The organism is Streptomyces sp. WMMB303, assembly GCF_029351045.1.
GTDB lineage: Bacteria > Actinomycetota > Actinomycetes > Streptomycetales > Streptomycetaceae > Streptomyces.
In genome coordinates, this window is sequence record NZ_JARKIN010000001.1 from 268612 (window position 1) to 285619 (window position 17008).

The 17008-nt window shown below is 73.1% G+C and carries 15 protein-coding genes and 2 pseudogenes; 5 read left to right on the forward strand and 12 right to left on the reverse strand.

All coding sequences use genetic code 11. The features are described 5' to 3' along the window. Positions 1-8: 8 nt before the first annotated feature. The 7 genes and pseudogenes from P2424_RS01245 to P2424_RS01275 form a co-directional block, all read right to left on the reverse strand. Positions 9-2096 carry an MMPL family transporter gene (locus P2424_RS01245; protein WP_276473951.1) on the reverse strand — a complete coding sequence of 696 codons (2088 nt, stop codon included), beginning with the start codon at positions 2094-2096 and terminating at the stop codon, positions 9-11. A gap of 115 nt (positions 2097-2211) precedes the next feature. Then, entirely contained in the window at positions 2212-2709 is a 498-nt protein-coding gene (locus tag P2424_RS01250) for a MarR family transcriptional regulator (protein WP_276473952.1), read from the reverse strand. A gap of 89 nt (positions 2710-2798) precedes the next feature. Then, positions 2799-3935 carry a phospholipase D-like domain-containing protein gene (locus P2424_RS01255; protein ID WP_276478776.1) on the reverse strand — a complete coding sequence of 379 codons (1137 nt, stop codon included), beginning with the start codon at positions 3933-3935 and terminating at the stop codon, positions 2799-2801. Positions 3936-4641: 706 nt separating this feature from the next. Next, positions 4642-4866, reverse strand: a pseudogene (locus P2424_RS01260) (DUF5133 domain-containing protein); the annotation flags it as partial. 932 nt (positions 4867-5798) lie between these two features. Next, positions 5799-6626, reverse strand: a pseudogene (locus P2424_RS01265) (SigB/SigF/SigG family RNA polymerase sigma factor); the annotation flags it as partial. Between the two features lie 224 nt (positions 6627-6850). Next, positions 6851-7225, reverse strand: coding sequence for an ATP-binding protein (locus P2424_RS01270; RefSeq protein WP_276473954.1), 375 nt, complete (start codon positions 7223-7225; stop codon positions 6851-6853). Positions 7226-7397: 172 nt separating this feature from the next. Continuing rightward, entirely contained in the window at positions 7398-7640 is a 243-nt protein-coding gene (locus P2424_RS01275; RefSeq protein WP_276473955.1) for a DUF6411 family protein, read from the reverse strand. A gap of 388 nt (positions 7641-8028) precedes the next feature. Between P2424_RS01275 and P2424_RS01280 the strand changes: the two genes are divergently transcribed. Both P2424_RS01280 and P2424_RS01285 read left to right on the forward strand, forming a co-directional pair. Further along, the gene (locus P2424_RS01280) at positions 8029-8943 is read left to right on the forward strand and encodes a diiron oxygenase (RefSeq protein ID WP_276473956.1); all 915 of its coding nucleotides are present in this window, start codon (positions 8029-8031) and stop codon (positions 8941-8943) included. 60 nt (positions 8944-9003) lie between these two features. Next, positions 9004-10677 (forward strand): FAD-dependent oxidoreductase, encoded by a 1674-nt coding sequence (locus P2424_RS01285; protein WP_276473957.1) that lies wholly within the window; start codon positions 9004-9006, stop codon positions 10675-10677. A gap of 165 nt (positions 10678-10842) precedes the next feature. On the opposite strand, the gene P2424_RS01290 is transcribed toward P2424_RS01285, so the two are convergent. Beyond that, positions 10843-11298, reverse strand: a complete 456-nt coding sequence (locus P2424_RS01290; protein ID WP_276473958.1) for a nuclear transport factor 2 family protein — start codon at positions 11296-11298, stop codon at positions 10843-10845. A 101-nt stretch (positions 11299-11399) separates the two neighbouring features. Here P2424_RS01290 and P2424_RS01295 point away from each other — a divergent pair, with 101 nt between their 5' ends. Beyond that, positions 11400-11969: a PadR family transcriptional regulator gene (locus tag P2424_RS01295; protein ID WP_276473959.1), complete on the forward strand. Its 570-nt coding sequence runs from the start codon at positions 11400-11402 to the stop codon at positions 11967-11969. 119 nt (positions 11970-12088) lie between these two features. On the opposite strand, the gene P2424_RS01300 is transcribed toward P2424_RS01295, so the two are convergent. Together P2424_RS01300 and P2424_RS01305 are read right to left on the reverse strand one after the other, a co-directional pair. Further along, positions 12089-12709, reverse strand: coding sequence for an L-threonylcarbamoyladenylate synthase (locus tag P2424_RS01300; RefSeq protein ID WP_276473960.1), 621 nt, complete (start codon positions 12707-12709; stop codon positions 12089-12091). Positions 12710-12806: 97 nt separating this feature from the next. Further along, entirely contained in the window at positions 12807-13394 is a 588-nt protein-coding gene (locus tag P2424_RS01305) for a TetR/AcrR family transcriptional regulator (RefSeq protein ID WP_276473961.1), read from the reverse strand. Between the two features lie 198 nt (positions 13395-13592). Between P2424_RS01305 and P2424_RS01310 the strand changes: the two genes are divergently transcribed. Then, positions 13593-13823: a hypothetical protein gene (locus P2424_RS01310; protein WP_276473962.1), complete on the forward strand. Its 231-nt coding sequence runs from the start codon at positions 13593-13595 to the stop codon at positions 13821-13823. Between the two features lie 202 nt (positions 13824-14025). On the opposite strand, the gene P2424_RS01315 is transcribed toward P2424_RS01310, so the two are convergent. Together P2424_RS01315 and P2424_RS01320 are read right to left on the reverse strand one after the other, a co-directional pair. Then, positions 14026-14928 (reverse strand): serine hydrolase, encoded by a 903-nt coding sequence (locus tag P2424_RS01315; RefSeq protein ID WP_276473963.1) that lies wholly within the window; start codon positions 14926-14928, stop codon positions 14026-14028. 2 nt (positions 14929-14930) lie between these two features. Further along, the gene (locus tag P2424_RS01320; protein WP_276473964.1) at positions 14931-15860 is read right to left on the reverse strand and encodes a LysR family transcriptional regulator; all 930 of its coding nucleotides are present in this window, start codon (positions 15858-15860) and stop codon (positions 14931-14933) included. A gap of 186 nt (positions 15861-16046) precedes the next feature. Here P2424_RS01320 and bla point away from each other — a divergent pair, with 186 nt between their 5' ends. Next, positions 16047-16964 carry a class A beta-lactamase gene (gene bla, locus P2424_RS01325; RefSeq protein WP_276473965.1) on the forward strand — a complete coding sequence of 306 codons (918 nt, stop codon included), beginning with the start codon at positions 16047-16049 and terminating at the stop codon, positions 16962-16964. Positions 16965-17008 lie beyond the last annotated feature (44 nt).

The window sequence follows — 17008 nt, forward strand, 5'->3', positions numbered from 1 at the left end:
GCGGCGGTTCACCTGCGGCTGAGGACACCGGGCCACCAGGAGACCGGGCCGATGTCCCGGACCAGCGCCGGCACCAGGAGGGACCGCACCACCAGGGTGTCCAGAAGGACTCCGAAGGCGACGATGAAGGCGACCTGGGCGAGGAAGGCCAGCGGGATGACGGCGAGCGCCGCGAAGGTGGCGGCGAGCACCACACCCGCCGAGGTGATGACTCCGCCGGTGGCCGTCAGGCCACGCAGCACACCCTCCCGCACGTCGTGCCGCAGTGACTCCTCGCGGACCCGGGACATCAGGAAGATGTTGTAGTCCACGCCCAGGGCCACCAGGAAGACGAAGCCGTAGAGCGGTACCGAGGCGTCCGCTCCGCTGAAACCGAGCAGTTCCCGGAAGACCAGCGCGGAGACGCCCAGGGTGGCGAAGAAGCTGAGCGCGACGGTCCCCACCAGCAGAAGTGGCATCAGCAGCGAGCGCAGCAGCGCGACCAGAATGATCAGAATGATGGCCAGGACGACCGGCACGATCAGCGCGCGGTCGCGTTCGGCCGTCCGCTGGGTGTCGTGCTGTCGGGCCGTGTAGCCGCCGACCAGCGCGTCGGAGCCCGGGACGGCCCGCACCGCCTCGCGTAGCCGCTCGACCGTACGCTTGGCGGCGTCGCTGTCCGCGGCGTCCTCCAGAGTGACCTGGAGACGGACCCTGCCGTCCACGACCTGCGGCGCCTCGGCGTCCGGGCGGCCCTTCGCCCCCAACGGCACGGCCGAGGCCACTCCCTCGGTACCGAGCGCCGCCCGCCGCACCTTCGTGAGGGCCTGCTCGTCGGTGAGCACCGTGGCCGGGTTACCGGAGCCGCCGGGGAAGTGTTCGCTGAGGGTCCGCTGGGCGGCGACGGAGGGCGCGTCGTTGATGAAGACCTCGTCCAGCGGCACGCCCCGGGCGTTCAGCAGCGGCGCGAAGGCGCTCGCCGCGAGCAGCACCGCAAGCGTGCAGGCCCAGATCCTCCGGGGCGCCCGGTCCACGGCACGCGCCACCCGCGGCCAGACCCCGCCCCGCGCGGACGACTCCCGCTGCTCCGGCGAGCGCGGCAGCTTTGCCGGCCAGTAGGCGAAACGGCCGAGGAGTGCCAGTACCGCAGGGAGGAACGTCAGCGCGCTGAGGAGCGCGCAGACGATCCCGATGGAGCCCACCGGCCCCAGGGCGCGGTTGTTGGTCAGGTCGCTGAGCAGGAGGGCCAGCAGGCCGGCGACGACGGTACCGGCGCTGGCCAGCACCGGTCCGACGGAGCGGCGCAGGGCGGCCCGGACGGCGGTCTCGCGGTGGTGCCCCGCGCTCAACTCCTCGCGGAACCGCGCGGTCAGCAGCAGCGCGTAGTCCGTCGCCGCGCCGATCACCAGGATGGACAGGATCCCCTGCACCTGCCCGTCGACGCGGACCATGTCCTGCCGGGCGAGCACGTAGACGGCCGCGCAGGCCAGTCCGAGAGCGAACACCGCGCCGAGAATGATCACCAACGGCAGCAGCACGCTGCGGTAGACCAGAACGAGGATCAGCAGCACGGCGGCGAGGGCCACCCCCAGCAGCAGCCCGTCGATTCCGGCGAACGCGTCCGACAGGTCGGCCTGGGTGGCTGCCGGCCCGGCGAGGTGGACCGTCGTCCCGGGTACCTCTCCGGCGGCCGAGCGGAGCTTCTCCAGTGCCCCGGGTAGTTCCTCGCCCAGGTCGGGGCGGAGTTGGACGATGCCCCGCAGTGCCGCGCCGTCCCGGGAGGGAATGGCGGGGGTGGGCGGGCCGACCGCGTCGACGCTGTCGGCGGCCCGGTCCAGCGCGCGTGAAGCGGCCCCGCGCTGCGCGCGGGTGACGGACTGCCCGTCGCCGGACGTCCACACCACGATGGCGGGCAGGGTCTCCTCCTGGTCGAACGCCTTCTGTTCGTCCAGGACCCTGGTGGATTCGGCGCTGCGCGGCAGGAAGGCGGCCTCGTCGTTGGTGGCGACCTCGCCGAGCTTCCCGGCGAACGGCCCCAGCGCGCCGCCGACGGCGATCCAGACGACAAGCAGCAGAAGCGGGATCGAGAGTCGGGCGAGACGCGGCGCGGACGGCATGCATCCTCCGGGGTGGTCGTGGGGAAACCAGTTCAATGATTGGCTATCTTAATCATTGAATTAAATTGTTCCGCACCTCGCCGTCGGCGCAACTGCCCACGCCGCCGCGAAGCCGTCAGCTTCCGCCCTCGCGGAGGGCGGAGAGCTCCTGGTTCAGCAGAGCGAGGAAGCGCAGCACCACACGCTGCTCCTCCTCGTCGAACTGCGAGCGGGCGCGGTCGGTCGCCTGCGCCAGCGGCCGGAAGTACCCGCGCGCGGCCGCCCGCGCGTCGCTCGGGTAGTGCAGGCGCACCACCCGCCGGTCGGCCGGATCCCTGGAGCGCCGCACATGTCCGGCCCGCTCCAGCCGGTCCAGGCAGGCCGTCACCGCTCCGGAGGTGAGCCCCAGATGCTCCCGCAGCAGCCCCGGGGTCAGCGGCTCCTCCGCGTCGAGGATCGCGGCGAGCGCGGCGGCGTCGGTGGCGTGCAGCCCCTGAGCAGCGGCGAACCCGTGGACCAGCCGGCCGAACTCCCCGTTCATCCTCCGCAGCTCCACGGCGAACTGCTGGAGATCGGTGGGACCGGCCCCGGCGGTGCCGCCACCTGCCTGCCGGCCCCCGTCTGCACTGGTCATCCGGCCACTCTATAAAAGAACCGGGCCGCACGACCGCCGGCAGCAAGGCCCCGGAACATACGCCGAGCCGCGAAACGGCACGCCGATCCCTACAGGAACCGGCGAATGGGGAGCACCGCCGCTTCCTTGAGGCGCTCGGCGCCCGGGCGCCGCCGCCAGCGGCCTGCGGTGATGCGCTCCGCATCGTCCCAGTCCGCGGCGAAGTGGTCGTCCAGCGTCGCCGTGAACCGCTCGTCGATGACGGCCAGCATCACCTCCTCGTCGTGTTCGAGGGAGCGGCGGTTGAGGTTCGTGGAGCCGGTGAGGGCCACGATGCCGTCGACGGTGACGACCTTGGCGTGCATCATCGTGGGCCGGTACTCGGCGATCCGCACACCGGCGCCGAGCAGGTCGTCGTAGGCACGCCTGCCGCCCAGCCGGGAGACACGCTTGTCGGTGTGCGGTCCCGGGAGCAGGATCTCGACCCGGACCCCGCGCCGCGCCGTCCGGCTCATCAGGTCGACGAAGTAGTCGTCCGGCGTGAAGTACGCCGTGCACAGCCGCACCCGCTCGCGAGCCGACTCCAGCACGACGCGCAGCAGGGTCTGCATGTCCTGCCACCCGAAGCTCGCCGAGCCGCGGACGACCTGGACGAGAGCCGTGCCCGGGGCGTCGTGCTCGACGAACCGGTCGGCCTCGTCGAAGAGTTCGTCGTGGCATTCGGCCCAGTTCTGCGCGAAGGCGGCCGAGACGCCGTCGACCGCGGGGCCGCGCACCTCGACATGGGTGTCGCGCCACTCCCCCGGATGCCGCGCGTCCCCGCACCATTCCTGAGCGATGCCGACGCCGCCGGTGAAGGCGGTGCGCTCGTCCACCACGAGGGCCTTGCGGTGGCAGCGGTGGTTCTGCTTGAAGGGCGAGACCCACATCGGCTTGCGGAACCACTGCACGGCGACGCCCGCCCGTTCCATGTCCGCCAGCAGGGACTTCTCGATGGGTCGGCTGCCGAATCCGTCCAGGAGCAGTCGCACCCGCACGCCGCTCCGCGCCCGCTCGCTCAGCGCGTGGGCGAATTCGTGGGCGATCTCTCCCTGCCAGTACACGAACGTCATCATGTCGATGGTGTGCCGGGCTTCCCGGATCGCCCGCAGCATGGCGGGGAAGATCTCGTCACCGTTGCGGAGGACCCGCAGTGCGTTGCCCTCGGTGGCGGCGATGCCGATCAACCGCTCCAGGCGTCGGCGTATGTACTGTTCGCGCTCGCGTACCGACTCCGCCGGCCGGCCCTCGGCGCCGTCGGCGGCCGGGCCGGGGGCCGGCCGCTCGGCAGCGGGTGCGGCGACGGCCTGCGCGGTCGGGGCACCTCCCGGCGCTGCCGGGTCCTGCGCCGTCACCGTCTCACCGATCCGGACAGCGGATGGCCGGGGCGCCGGGCCGCGGCACCGACCGGGCGTGCACGGCTCCCCGTTGCGGAGTGTGCCGCCTTGCGGGGAGCGGTGCACCCGGGTGCGACGAGCGGCGCCGGAGGACCGGGCGCGGTCAGGGCTGTCTTGGGCACGGGGGGGTCCTTTCGCTGGGGAGCGGTGGGAGCGGAACCGGCCGCCGGGGGACGGCCGACGGGTCCGGCTCGCCGACAAGAGGGGAGACGGTGTGACGGTCAGCCGGCCGCGAGCAGTACTGCCGCGCGCAGCGGCACGAGGGAGGAGGCCGGACCAGCGGGCGAGCCGACCGGGTCGGCAGCCGGACAGGCCGGACGGCCGGGCCGGAGAGGCCGGGTGGCGGTGACCGGGGACGCCTCTCCCCCACCCCGGTGTGCGGGCATGCGGCGTCCGCCGGTCCGGGGCGCGCTCACACCGCGGCGGCGGGCCGGGGCGCTCGCTGCGACGCCTCCGGAACAGCGACGACCGTCACGGCGAACTCCGGCGGTTCGGGGTGGTCCGCGGGGGCGTCCTGCGCGTACAGCAAAGAGTCGTCGCCGACGCGGGCGCCGGGCAGCCGGTGCCGGGCTGCTACGAGAGCGGTGTCGATGTCCCCGGTTCCGGTCGAGACGCACAGCGTGTAGGCGATGTCGTTCATACGCTGCCGCACCTCGGGGGACCCGTCCTCGGCCCGCAGGACACTCAGAGCCGCGTACTGCTCGACGAGATCGCGGAGAACGGCGGGGTGGGCGAGCAGCATGGGAAGGTTCCCTTCAGGAGGTGTGGAGGCGAAGCGGCCCGGGCGAGCGGGCGCGGGGCGGTATGCGGTGGCGGGTGCGGGCCTGCGGCGCGGGGAGCCCCGAACGGCGGGGGCTCGTACGCACTCCGACTGCGCCGGGCGGCGGGCGCACCGGGCGGCCTGGTGTCCGGGGGCGGAGACCCCCGGGACGCGCGGCGGCCTTCCGGTGGGCGCGGCGGTGTCGCCGGGCCGGTACCGATCGGCACTCATGGGCTGCTCCTCCCGCTGTCGTCGACGGTGCACAGCGCGGGGAGAGGCGGCTCGGGAGCACCACGCGGGCCACGAGTGGGCATCTCCTCCGCGTATGTGCCTGTTCTCCCAAGCACGTGACCGCACTTCTCACCGGCTTCGGCGGCGGTAAACCTCATGCCTCGCAGGGCTGCGGGACCGCACCCGCACGGAGGCGGCATCCGGCAGAGAGCATGCTCGGCCGGAGCCGCCGCGTTGCCGTGCCGTGCCGGTCAGGCGGTGCCACCATCCGGTGCGGAGCCCGCTGCCGCGCCCGCGCGCGGCACGGGGGCGTGGGGCCGGGATTCCGCCCAGCGCGTCAGCTCCGACGTGCGGTAGAGGAGTTCGGCGCCCCGCTTGCCCGCAGCCGCGGGGAACCTCTCGTCGTTGGCGCGCGCCCAGCGCAGCGCCGCCAGCGAAATGCCGGGCAGCAGCCGCTCATGGGCCTGCCGCAGCCCCAGCAGCCCCTGGTCCTCCGAAGCGGAAGCCGCGTCCGGACGGCCGGCGGCGCCGGAGGAGTGCCCGCCGCTGTCCGCGGGGGCCGCTTCGGGACCCGACTCGGTACCCGGCTCGGGGCGCGGAACCGGCTGGGAGGGTGAGCTGCGGGCCGCCGCAAGGGCGCCGGATGGGACGCGAGGCCGGTCGGGCTGCTGCGTCATGGCGACGCGCAGCCGCGCCAACAGGCGGCTGAGGAGCCGGGAGACGTGCATCTGCGAGACCCCCAGCCGCTCGCCGATCTCGGCCTGGGTGAGTTCGTCCACGAAGCGGTGGTGCAGCAGGATCCGGTCGCGTTCGCCCAGTTCCGCGATCAGCGGGGCCAGCGTCTGGAAGTCCTCCACCAGTTCGAACGCCGGATCGGGTCCCCCGATGCAGTCGGCCAGGGCCCGGCCGCCCTCGGCGCCGCCCGTGACCGCGGCGTCCAGCGAGGTGGTGGTGTATCCGTTGGCGGCCTTCCGCGCCTCGATGACCTCGCTCTCGGGCAACGACATGAGCGCTGCCAATTCCGCCACAGTCGGCTCCCGGTCGAGCCGGGAGCGCAGTTCCTCGTCGGCGCGGGCGAGCTGTTCTCTGGCCTCCTGAAGCCGCCGGGGTACGTGCACCGCCCAGGTGGTGTCGCGGAAGAACCGCCGGATCTCCCCCACGATGCACGGGACGGCGAACGTGGTGAAGGCGACCTCCCGCGAGACCTGGAACCGCTCGATAGCCTTGATCAGCCCGATCGTGCCGACCTGGACGACGTCCTCCAGGTCCTCGGCCCGGGTGGAGAAACGGGACGCCGCGTAGCGGACCAAGGACAGGTTCATCTCGATGAGGGTGTTGCGGACGTACTGGTACGCGTCCGTGCCCTCCTCCAGTTCGTCCAGCCGGGCGAGGAACTGCTTGGTCAGCGCCCTGGCGTCCTTGGCCGGAACCCGGGAGGGCGACTCGATCACGGGGAGATCGGTACCCCCGGGAGAACCCGCGTGCCCGCGTGCCGTCGAATCGGTCACCATCATGAGCGCCTCATCTCCTCGGACTGCGCGCCGGCTTCCGTGCGCGGCGGCCGCTTCCCGGCCGCACTCTCCACCTGCCCGCGAAACGCGAGGTCATGGCACCCGAATCGGCGATTCATCTCACGTATCGTCGCGACTCGGGGCACCCGGACGGCGCCGGAAGTCGCGGCTCCACACGCGGGGAAGGCGTTCGGGCCCGTCGGCGGATGCATCGGCAGGTGTACTCAGGCGGCCTGCGCGGGCAGATCGGGCCAGCGCGCGCTGACCGTCTTGCCGGGGCCGTCGACGGTGACTTCCACCGAAGGGGTGAGCGCGTGCACCAAGTGCATGCCCCATCCGCCGGATCCGTCCAGTGCACCGCTGCGCACGCCCGGCAGTTCCCGACTCGCGTCCCGCACCTCGACGCTCAGGACACCACCGGTCCGGTCGATCACCAGCAGCCAGGGACCCGAGGTGTGGCGCTCGGCGTTGACAACGAGTTCGGTGACCACGGTTCCCACCGTGGCGGCGTCGACGGTCGGGCAGTGTTCCACCACGTAGGCGGCGGCCAGGGCGCGGGCGTCGGCGACGGACGCTTCGTCGGAATGAAGTGACAACACGATGTTCCTCCTCTTCCGTTCGCCCCCGTATGCCCGACCGCACCGCTCGACACACTCCCCGACGTGCCCGCCTGTGAGAAGTGAAGAAGGCGGAATGTCACCTTTTCGTACCGTCATGCACCGGTAGTTCGCCGACCGTCGTGCGCCCGGCGCACCGACGGGATACCAGCACTCAGAGCGGAAGGCGCCCGCGCGCCCTGCGCCCTGCCGAACCACTCCGCCCGACGGCCTTCTGGCTGCTGCGGAAAGGCTTGCTCAACAACCGGCCCAGCGCTCCCGGGGCCTTGCCCGCGGTGCGGTTTCCGGCACCCAGCGTCCGCTGGGTGCCCCGCTCCGGGCGACGGGACAGCCGCGGCGCGAGAAACGCCAGAACGAGCAGGACCACACACACCGCGACGATGCCTACGACGGCCATGATGCAGCACTCTCCCTGAGTTCGGCGGTCGTCGCGCCGGGTGCGCGACACCGCGTCGAGGCTGCCGGGTGTCCGCCGTCCCGCGGGCCAAACCAGCGCGCGTGCGCGGGACGGACGCACCCGGTGCGCCTCGCACTCCCCGTCGGCCCGGCACAGGCGGGGAGCCCCCGGAGGCCGCCTTCTTACTGGAGGGTAGGCACGATCCACCCCTTGTTATACAGTCCGTCTAACAAGGGGTCCGGGGGCCTCGGCGTCCGCTCCGCCGAGCGCACCGGCGGCCCGGCCCGCGGAGACTGCGTCCGGGCCCACCCTCCACCGGCACACCAGCACCCGTACCGCACCGACGGGGGCCGGAACGGCCCACTGTCCGAACCCGAGGAGTCGCAGCATGGCAAGCAGCATCACCCGGCCGGACCTTCCGCAGCTCTCCGAGGAGGACGGCGTCGCCCGGCGGCTGCTGGACTCCTCGGCGAAGCTGTCCTACGACCCGCTCGCCGAAGTCGACTGGGACACCCCGCTGGACGAGGACTTCCACGGCACGAGCCCGGAGTGGAGCACCCTGTTCGGCACCGCCTACTGGGCCGAGTTGACCGACGCGCAGCGCAAGGAACTCACCCGCCAGGAAGCCGCCTCGGTGGCCGGTACCGGCATCTGGTTCGAGATGATCCTGCAGCAGATGATCCTGCGCGACGTCTACGCCAAGGATCCGTCCCAGGAGACCGTCCAGTGGGCGCTGACCGAGATCGCCGACGAGTGCCGGCATTCGATCATGTTCGCGCGCGGGGCCAAGAAGCTCCGGGCACCCGCCTATCAGCCCCGCCGCGTGGCCCGCGAACTCGGCCGGGCGTTCAAGACCCTCGCCTTCGGAGAGGCCGCCTACGCGGCGATCCTGGTGGCCGAGGAGGTCCTCGACGTGATGCAGCGGGACTGGATGCGTGACGAGCGGGTCGTGCCGTTCGTCCGCACCATCAACAACATCCACGTCGTCGAGGAGTCGCGGCACATGAAGTTCGCGCGCGACGAGACCCGCAAGCGGCTGGCCAAGGCCGGCCGGCTGCGCCGCCAGATCAACGCGTTCGCCATCGCCGTCGCCTCCTACGTGATCGTCACCAGCATGGTGAACCGGAAGGTGTACGCCACCGCCGGTCTGGACGAGAGCCGCGCCCTCCGCGAGGCGGCGGCCAACGAGCACCACAAGTCGATGCTGCGGTCGAGCTGCGCGGGACTCATGGAGTTCCTGGCCTCGGCCCGGCTGCTGACCAGGCCGGCGCTGGTCTTCTACAAGCGCGCCCACCTGATCTGACCCCGCCCGCCCGCGTCGCGGCGCCTCCCACCGCCGCACGCCGCACACGGAACCGGCCCCATGACCTACGCCATCAGCCAGAACTGCTGCAACGACGCCACCTGCGTCTCCGTCTGCCCGGTCAACTGCATCCACCCCACTCCCGGCGAGCGCGACTTCGGCAGCACCGAGATGCTCTACATCGACCCCGCCGCGTGCATCGACTGCGGGGCCTGCGCGGACGCCTGCCCGGTGGACGCGGTCTTCCCGGTGGAGAACCTCACCGGGCCGCAGCGGGCGTACGCCGAGATCAACGCCGCCTACTACGCCGACGCGCCCGCACCCCGACCCGCGGAGGACAGCCCCAACTTCCACCCCTGGAGCGAGCCGTCGTTCCCGCGGACCCTGCCCTCCGACTTCACCGCGCCCCGGGTGGCGATCGTCGGCACCGGCCCGGCCGGCATGTACACCGCGGAGGACCTGCTGCTGCACACGGCTGCCGAGGTGACGCTGCTGGACCGGCTCCCCGTGGCCGGAGGACTGGTGCGGTACGGCGTCGCGCCCGACCATCCGGCGACCAAGGGCATCGGTGACGCCTTCGCCCGGTTCCACAGCCACCCGCGGGTGCGGATGCTGCTGGGTGTCGAGGCGGGCCGGGAGATCACGGCGGAAGAACTGAGCGCCCACCACGACGCCGTCGTCTACGCCGTGGGGGCTCCCGGTGACCGGCGGCTGGGGATTCCGGGCGAGGAGGCGGCCGGCTCTCTCGCCGCCACCACCTTCGTCGCCTGGTACAACGCCCATCCGGACGTCCCGGCGGACGCGATCGATCTGTCGGCGCCGCGCATCGTCGTGGTGGGCACCGGCAACGTCGCCCTCGATGTGGCCCGCATCCTGCTGACCGACCCGGAGGAGCTGGCCGGTACGGACATCGCCGACCACGCCCTGGCGGCCCTGCGCGCGAGCGCCGTGCGCGAGGTCGTACTGCTGGGCCGCCGCGGCCCGGAGGACGCCGCCTGCACCCGGCCCGAACTCCGCGCGCTGACCCGGTTGTCCGGGGTGCGGCCGGTCGTCGACGACCACGACCCGCGCACCGGCACGGCGATCGACGCCGCGGGGCCGCAGGAGAAGGCCGCGCTGCTCCGCGACATCCCACGCGAACGGGTGGACTACTCCTCTCCGGCGGCCTCCGGCCCCCGACGCCTGGTCTTCCGCTTCCACTCAGCGCCGCTCGAGGTGCGTGACTCCGTCGACGGCGGCCGGGAGGCACACGGCGACCTGCACGTCCGGGTCACCGGGGAGGCGGGCGGTACCGGCATCCGGACGGGGATGCTGCTGCGGGCCGTCGGCTACCGGGGCGCGCCCGTCCCCGGGCTGCCCTTCGACGAGGACAGCGGGACCGTCCCGCACGAGGGCGGGCGGGTGGCCGGCCTGTCCGGCAGCTACGTGGTGGGCTGGATCAAACGGGGGCCCACCGGGGGCATCGGCGCCAACCGCTCCTGCGCGGCCGAGACCGTCACGACGCTGCTGAGCGACGCGGCCGACGGCTCCCTTCCGCAGCCCACCGGCTCCGCGAAGGCGTTCCGGCGCCTGGCCCGACACCGCAGCAGCCATCTGGTCGACGCGCGGGGGCTGGCGGCCATCGACCGCGCCGAGCAGGCGCGGGGCCGCCGCGCCGGCCGACCACGCAGCAAGCTGGCGACCGTGCCCGCGCTCGTGGCCGCCTCCCGCTCCCGCCTCCCGCTCCCCCGCTGACCGGCGACACCGCCGAACCGGGACAGCACTCCGGCGGGACCGACATGGCCGGGACCGCCCCCGTCGCCGACCGCCCCCGTCCGACCGTCCGGGTCTTCGTTCCGGGCCGGACGTACGGACCGGCCCGCCGGGGGCAGGCACCGCTGCGGGACGGCGCACACGACGCTAGCGGGAGGCCGGTGCCGGGCCCTCGTGCTCGTCCCCGGCGGGGACGAGGCCGTCGGCCACCAGACCGGCCAGGACCGCCTCGCCCAGCGCGTGCACCGCGGACTGCGGGCGGACCATCACCGTCAACTCCGCGATCCGGCCCTCCGGATCGAGGTGCAGCAGGTCGATACCGTGGATCTGCCTGCCGTTGACGACAGCCCGGAAGACCAGCCCCGCGGCGGGGGCCTGGTCCCCGTCCCGGCCGGCCTGTGCGGTGCCGTCGAGATGTCCGACGTAGCGGAAGTCCTCGAACGTACGGAGCAGGACCCCGAAGAGGCCCAGAACCGCCTCCCGGCCTTCGAACGGGGTGAACTTCACCGGACTGTGGAGCCGGATCTCCGGGGTGAACAGCCCCTCCAGGGCGCTGAGATCGCGGCTGTCGACGGCGGCGCGGAAGCGGTCCACTGTGGTCATGGCTCACCCTTGATAGTCATGAGTACGATTACTCAGATTCATGACTATCACGCCCTCGGTGCCCTGGACAGGGGCGTGCACGGCGGAGAGGGGACGGCCCGGTGGCTTTGCGGCACGCCGTACTGGCGGCGCTCCTGGACGAGGAGTTGAGCGGATACCAACTGGCCAAGCAGTTCGACGCGGGTGTGGCGAACTTCTGGCACGCGCTGCCGCAGCAGGTGTACGCGGAGTTGACGAAGCTGGAGGAGGACGGGCTGGTCTCGGGACGCGAGGTGGTCCAGGAGTCCCGCCCCAACAAGCGCCTCTTCCAGGTCACCGACGCCGGGCTGGACGCACTGCGGCGCTTCGCCGCGACCCCTGCGAAGCCGACCTTCGTCCGCGACGACCTCCTGGTCGCGGTACAGGCCGCCGACCACCTCGGCACGGCGGACCTGATCGACCGGCTCGAGCAGCGGGCCGCCTTCGCGCAGACCAGGGCCGAGCTGTTCGAAGCGCTGCTGCGGACGATGCGCGGGAACCGCGCGGAGGAGGAATTCCTGCGACACGGCAGGCGGATCGGCCCCTATCTGACCTGCCTGCGCGGCCTGGACTTCGAGCGGAACAACCAGGAGTGGTGCCGACGCACCGCGGGGGTCCTGCGGGAGCGGAACGGCACAACCGACCCCGAGTGACAACACGGCGCCTACCCGGCACCTGCCCGTCCCGGCGAGCGACCGAGGCGGCCCCCGACGCGTCCGGGGCGCGCGGGAAGCCGCGTCCCGGTCACGCGCGGGCCGCCCGGGGTGTGCCGCTAGGAGAACAGCGCGAGATCGCCCGCCCCGGCCCGCACGATCTCGACCGTGTCCCCGGAGAAGTCCACCACCGTGGTGGGCTCGGTACCGCAGTCGCCGGAGTCGACCACGGCGTCCACGACGTGGTCGAGCCGCTCCTTGATCTCCCAGCCCTGGGTCATCGGTTCGTCCTCATCCGGGAGGAGGAGGGTGCTGGAGAGCAGCGGCTCGCCGAGTTCGGCCAGCAGTGCCTGTGCGACCACGTGGTCGGGGATACGGACGCCGACGGTCTTCTTCCTCGGATGCAGCAGCTTGCGCGGCACCTCCCTGGTCGCCGGGAGGATGAACGTGTAGCGGCCCGGCGTGGCCGCCTTGATCGCGCGGAACACGTCGTTGTCGACGTGCACGTACTGGCCGAGCTGCGCGAAGTTCTGGCAGACGAGCGTGAAGTGGTGGCGTTCGTCGAGGTTGCGGATGGAGCGGATGCGGGACATGCCGTCGCGGCTGCCCGGCCGGCACCCCAGAGCGAAGCAGGAGTCCGTCGGATACGCGATGAGCGCGTCCGCGCGGATGCTCTCGACCACGGTGCTGATGGTCCGGCGCTGTGGGTTCTCTGGGTGCACGTCGAAGTACTTCGCCATCCACCGACCCTAAAGCGTCTCCGCCGGGCCGTGCCCGCCGGACGGGGTGCGGTGCCGCCCGAAGGGGCTGGTGCGCCGGCCGCTACGCGCGGCGCGGTCACGGTCCGCCGTCCTCCCCGGGGTGCTCCTCCCGGGGGCGGTCGAGCACCAGGTCGGCGGCGTGCGCCCGCACCTCGGCCCGCGTCCGGCCCTGGTAGTCGGCGGCGATGAAGTGCTCGCCGATCGCCACGCAGAAGGCGAGCATGCTGCGCGCCTCCACCTCGTCGGGGTCGGGGCAGAAGGTGCCGATCATCTCGCGCAGCAGCGCCATCCGCCGGTTGTCCACCCTGCGCAGGCGCTCGGCGACCGCGGCGTCCCGGCGAGCCCAGCCGCGGACCGCGAGGTCGATGGGGAGCAGCCGGTCGCTGGAGAAGGTCAGCGCACCGGCCCGCTGGATCTTGGTCTTCGGGTCGCCGCCCTCGCGCTCGACGCGGTCGATGACCCCGTCGACGCTCTCCCGCTCCCAGGTATCCAGCATCGCCTCCAGCAGCGCTCCCCGGTCGGCGAAGTAGCCGTAGAAGCCCCCCTTGGTGACGCCGAGGTGCTTGGCCAGCGCTTCGACGCGGACCGCGTCCGGGCCGCCGCGGGCCAGCACCCGCAGCCCCTCCTCGATCCACCGGCTCCGGGGGGTGCGCGCAGCGCCCACGATGCCTTCCACCTCGCCTCTCACCCGGGTACCCGGTCTCGCATACGGGCACGGCCGACGTTGTGTACGCCATCGTATGGCCGAACCGGATCAGCGGCGCGGACGGGAGACCCCGGAGGCGGGGGGCGTGTCCGCTGCGGACCGGGGCTCGTTGTCGTAGTGATCCGTCGTGCGGTACCGACAGCCGGGAGGAACCGGATGCACAAGCGAGCGCTGGCGCTGGGAATGCTGACCGCCGGAGCGTCCCTGCTGGGAGCGGCCACCGCGGCACAGGCCGCGGTGGCCGACGGCGGGTCGCAGCCTTCGGCCGCCCCGGCGCCGGCCCCGGCCGGCGGTGCCGGCAAGCTCGGGCTCGGCACCCTCATCTCCCAGCCCGAGCAGCAATTGCGCACCCTGGGGGAAGAGGCCCAGCGGTACGGGCAGCGCTGATCCGGGCGGCGGCGCCTGCCGCCGGGAGGCTCCTGGACGTACCCATCCGGGCGGCCCGCCCGGATGGGCGATGCCGGCCCGGCCCGGGCGATCAGCTCCTCAGCAGCTTCCGCAGTCCCGGCTGGAGGCGCCGTGCGCTTCCACCATGGCGTCGCACAGCTGTCGGATCCGTTCCGGTGGCAGCGCGCGGCTGCGCACCGCCTCAGCCGTGCCGCAGATGGTCCCGCAGCTCGCGGGCGACCTGGGCCATCAGGGCCTCGGCGCCGGGCTGGGCCACCGCGGGTACCCGGGACTCGGTCAGGGCCGCGACGGCGAAGACGTCGCCGTCCTCGTGCTCGACCACCCCCACCTCGTGCCGGAGGTTGAGGAGGGTGCCCGTCTTGGACGCCCAGGTGGCCGCGTCGGAGCTGAAGTCCGGCGCGAGCCGTTGGCGCAGCACGTTGTCGGCCATCAGGGAGCGGATCCGCGCCGCGACGTGCGGGTCAACGGCCGAGGGGGTCCAGAAGACTTCCAGCAGGTCGGCGAAGGCCCGGGCCGTCCCGGAGTTGGCCCGGGTCACATCGAGTTGCGGGAGCCGGTGGCCGTGCCCGCCGGTGGCGGCGCCGACGGCGAGGGAGTGCGCCAGAGGCGCGTTCTGCGCCGGTAGGTGCTCCACGGGCGTGTCGGTCAGCTCGCCGAGGGCGTGCCGGATCGCGAGGCCCCGCACCCCCAGCGCCCGCACCCGGGCATCCACGTCCCCGGGCGGGGTGAGGCCGAACAGGGCGTTGGCGGCGGCGTTGTCGCTGAGGGAGGTGCTGAGGTAGAGGAGGTCGTCGAGGGCGACGCGGGCCGGATGCCGGAAGCGGGTGAGCCCGGTGGGGCCGGGCCGGGTGGCGCGGCCCGGCTGCACGTCGAGCTGCTGGGCGCCGTCGAGTTCACCGCGCCGGATACGCTCCAGGGTCGCGAGGGCGAGGGGCAGCTTGACGAGGGAGGCGACGGGCAGCTCGAAGTCCGGGTCGATGCCCGCCTCCCGCCCCGTCCGCAGGTCGCGCACGAGGAACGAGCCGGTCAGTCCGCCGTCGTGCAGGGCCTGGCGCAGCTCCCGCAGCAGGTGGCCGTCCGTCATGCTCAGCTCTCCTCTTCGTCCGCGTCCTCGTGCTCGTGCTCGTCCTCGTCCTCGTCCTTCCGCACGTCCGCGCCCAGGCAGTGTGCGATCTGCTCGTCCAGGCGGGCGCCGAGCCGTTCGGCGTCGCTCTCCTCGTCAGCCAGGAGGCCGAACGTCCGCTCCAGCGCGAGTTCGCCGAGGGGCCGCCAGTGCAGACCGAACTCCCGGGCCTGCAGCGGTGAGCACAGCAGCAGGTCCTGCGAGGCGAACACCTCGGCGGCCGCCTGGGTCAGCGTGGCGGCGACGGTGAGCTGCGCGGGACGCAGTCCGACCGTGTCGCGCAGCCGGACCATCGGGTCCCGGATGTGCGGGACGTCGTCCTCGGGCTGGAGCCAGACGCGGCGGGGCGGCGCCGAGCCGGTGCGCCGGGGCCGCAGTGTTTCCAGGTAGCGGCGCCGGGCGCGCGGCCGGTCGAGGCCGGCGAGCCCGAGCGGCACGCGCCAGCGCGCCTGGTCCGGCGGGACCGCCACGAGCGCGGCCCGCACCTGCTGGGAGCGGACGAGGTGGGGGCGCGCCTCCGGGTCGGCGGTGCGCAGCTCCAGGGCGATGCGGTGACCGCGGGCGGCCGCCGCGAGGCGGGCGAGGGCGGGTGCCGGGCAGGTGTCGGGGACGGCGAGGCGGACGGGCCGGCGACGCGCTGCCGCCGCCTCGTGCTGAAGCTCCTCGGCCGCGAGCACCAGCCGCCGCGCCGCGGGGAGCAGTTCCCGTCCGAAGGGGGTCAGGCGGGTCCGTCGCGCGCTGCGCTCGAAGAGCAGTTCGTCGAAGTGCCGCTCCAGCGCGGCGACGCGACGGCTGGCGACCGACTGGGACATGCGCGCCGCGGCCGCGCCCACGGTAAAGCTGCCCCGTTCACTGACGTGCACGAACGCACGGCAGGCGCCTACAAGATCCACGCATGCCACTGTATGCGCCTGCCGAAGCTATGCGGATCCTGCATCAACCGGCGCGATCCGGTCTTGGACCGCATGACCGGCGCCGCGGCAGGCTGCCTCCCGCGGCGGCGCACGTGTGGCCCGCCGTACCGGGCCCCCACCGGCCCGGGGAATCAGGTTCCGGACAGTCGGAGGTATCGACCACCCATGCGCACGACCTCAGCCCGGCGCAGAACTCTCAGCGTCCTCGGTCCGCTCGCGCTCGTCCTGCCGCTGCCGGCCTGCGGCACCGACGACCGCACGGGGTCCTCCGCCGAGCCCTCGGCGACCGGGTCCGCGCGGCACGAGACCGCCGCGGCCTTCCGGAAGCTGGAGCGCACGTACGACGCCCGGCTCGGCGTGCACGCCGTGGACACCGGCACCGGCCGGGAGATCTCCTTCCACGCGGGCGAGCGGTTCGCCTACGCCTCGACGCACAAGGCGTTCACCGCCGCCGCCATCCTGGACAAGCGCTCGCTGAGCGGTCTCGACAAGGTGATCACCTACCACAAGGAGGACCTGCTCCCCCACTCCCCCGTCACCCGCGAACACGTCGAGGAGGGGATGACGCTGCGGGCGCTGTGCGCGGCGGCCCTGAGGCACAGCGACAACGCCGCGGACAACCTGCTGCTGCGCGAACTGGGCGGGCCCAAGGCGCTGGACGCCTTCCTCGAGACGCTCGGCGACGACGTGACCAACGTGAACCGCTACGAACCTGAGCTGAACGAGGCGACCCCCGGCGACGACCGGGACACCACCACGCCGCGCGCCTGGACCGCCGACCTGCGCGCCGTCGCTCTCGGTGACGGCCTGAGCGGGAAGGAGCGGACCCAGCTCGACACCTGGATGCGGAACAGCCCCACCGGGAAGACTCTGATCCGGGCCGGGGTCCCCGAGAAGTGGAGTGTCTCCGACAAGAGCGGGGGCGGGCGCTACGCCACCCGCTCCGACATCGCCGTCGTCCGCCCGCCCGGCAGGGCTCCGCTCGTGGTCACCGTGATGTCCAAGCGCACGGAGCGGGACGCCGAGTACGACGACAGGCTGGTGGCCGAGGCCGCCTCGGTGGTCGCGGACGAGCTGACCTGAGCACGGCGGGGCCCCGCGGAGAGCCGTCCCTCCGCGGGGCCCCG

What these genes read in the sequence shown, in the direction of transcription:
- P2424_RS01290 (WP_276473958.1), bottom strand. Translation starts at nt 11,298, where the DNA reads ATGACCACAGTGGACCGCTTCCGCGCCGCCGTCGACAGCCGCGATCTC.
- P2424_RS01250 (WP_276473952.1), bottom strand. Translation starts at nt 2,709, where the DNA reads ATGACCAGTGCAGACGGGGGCCGGCAGGCAGGTGGCGGCACCGCCGGG.
- P2424_RS01300 (WP_276473960.1), bottom strand. Translation starts at nt 12,709, where the DNA reads ATGGCGAAGTACTTCGACGTGCACCCAGAGAACCCACAGCGCCGGACC.
- P2424_RS01315 (WP_276473963.1), bottom strand. Translation starts at nt 14,928, where the DNA reads ATGACGGACGGCCACCTGCTGCGGGAGCTGCGCCAGGCCCTGCACGAC.
- P2424_RS01285 (WP_276473957.1), top strand. Translation starts at nt 9,004, where the DNA reads ATGACCTACGCCATCAGCCAGAACTGCTGCAACGACGCCACCTGCGTC.
- P2424_RS01280 (WP_276473956.1), top strand. Translation starts at nt 8,029, where the DNA reads ATGGCAAGCAGCATCACCCGGCCGGACCTTCCGCAGCTCTCCGAGGAG.
- P2424_RS01245 (WP_276473951.1), bottom strand. Translation starts at nt 2,096, where the DNA reads ATGCCGTCCGCGCCGCGTCTCGCCCGACTCTCGATCCCGCTTCTGCTG.
- P2424_RS01310 (WP_276473962.1), top strand. Translation starts at nt 13,593, where the DNA reads ATGCACAAGCGAGCGCTGGCGCTGGGAATGCTGACCGCCGGAGCGTCC.
- P2424_RS01275 (WP_276473955.1), bottom strand. Translation starts at nt 7,640, where the DNA reads ATGGCCGTCGTAGGCATCGTCGCGGTGTGTGTGGTCCTGCTCGTTCTG.
- bla (WP_276473965.1), top strand. Translation starts at nt 16,047, where the DNA reads ATGCGCACGACCTCAGCCCGGCGCAGAACTCTCAGCGTCCTCGGTCCG.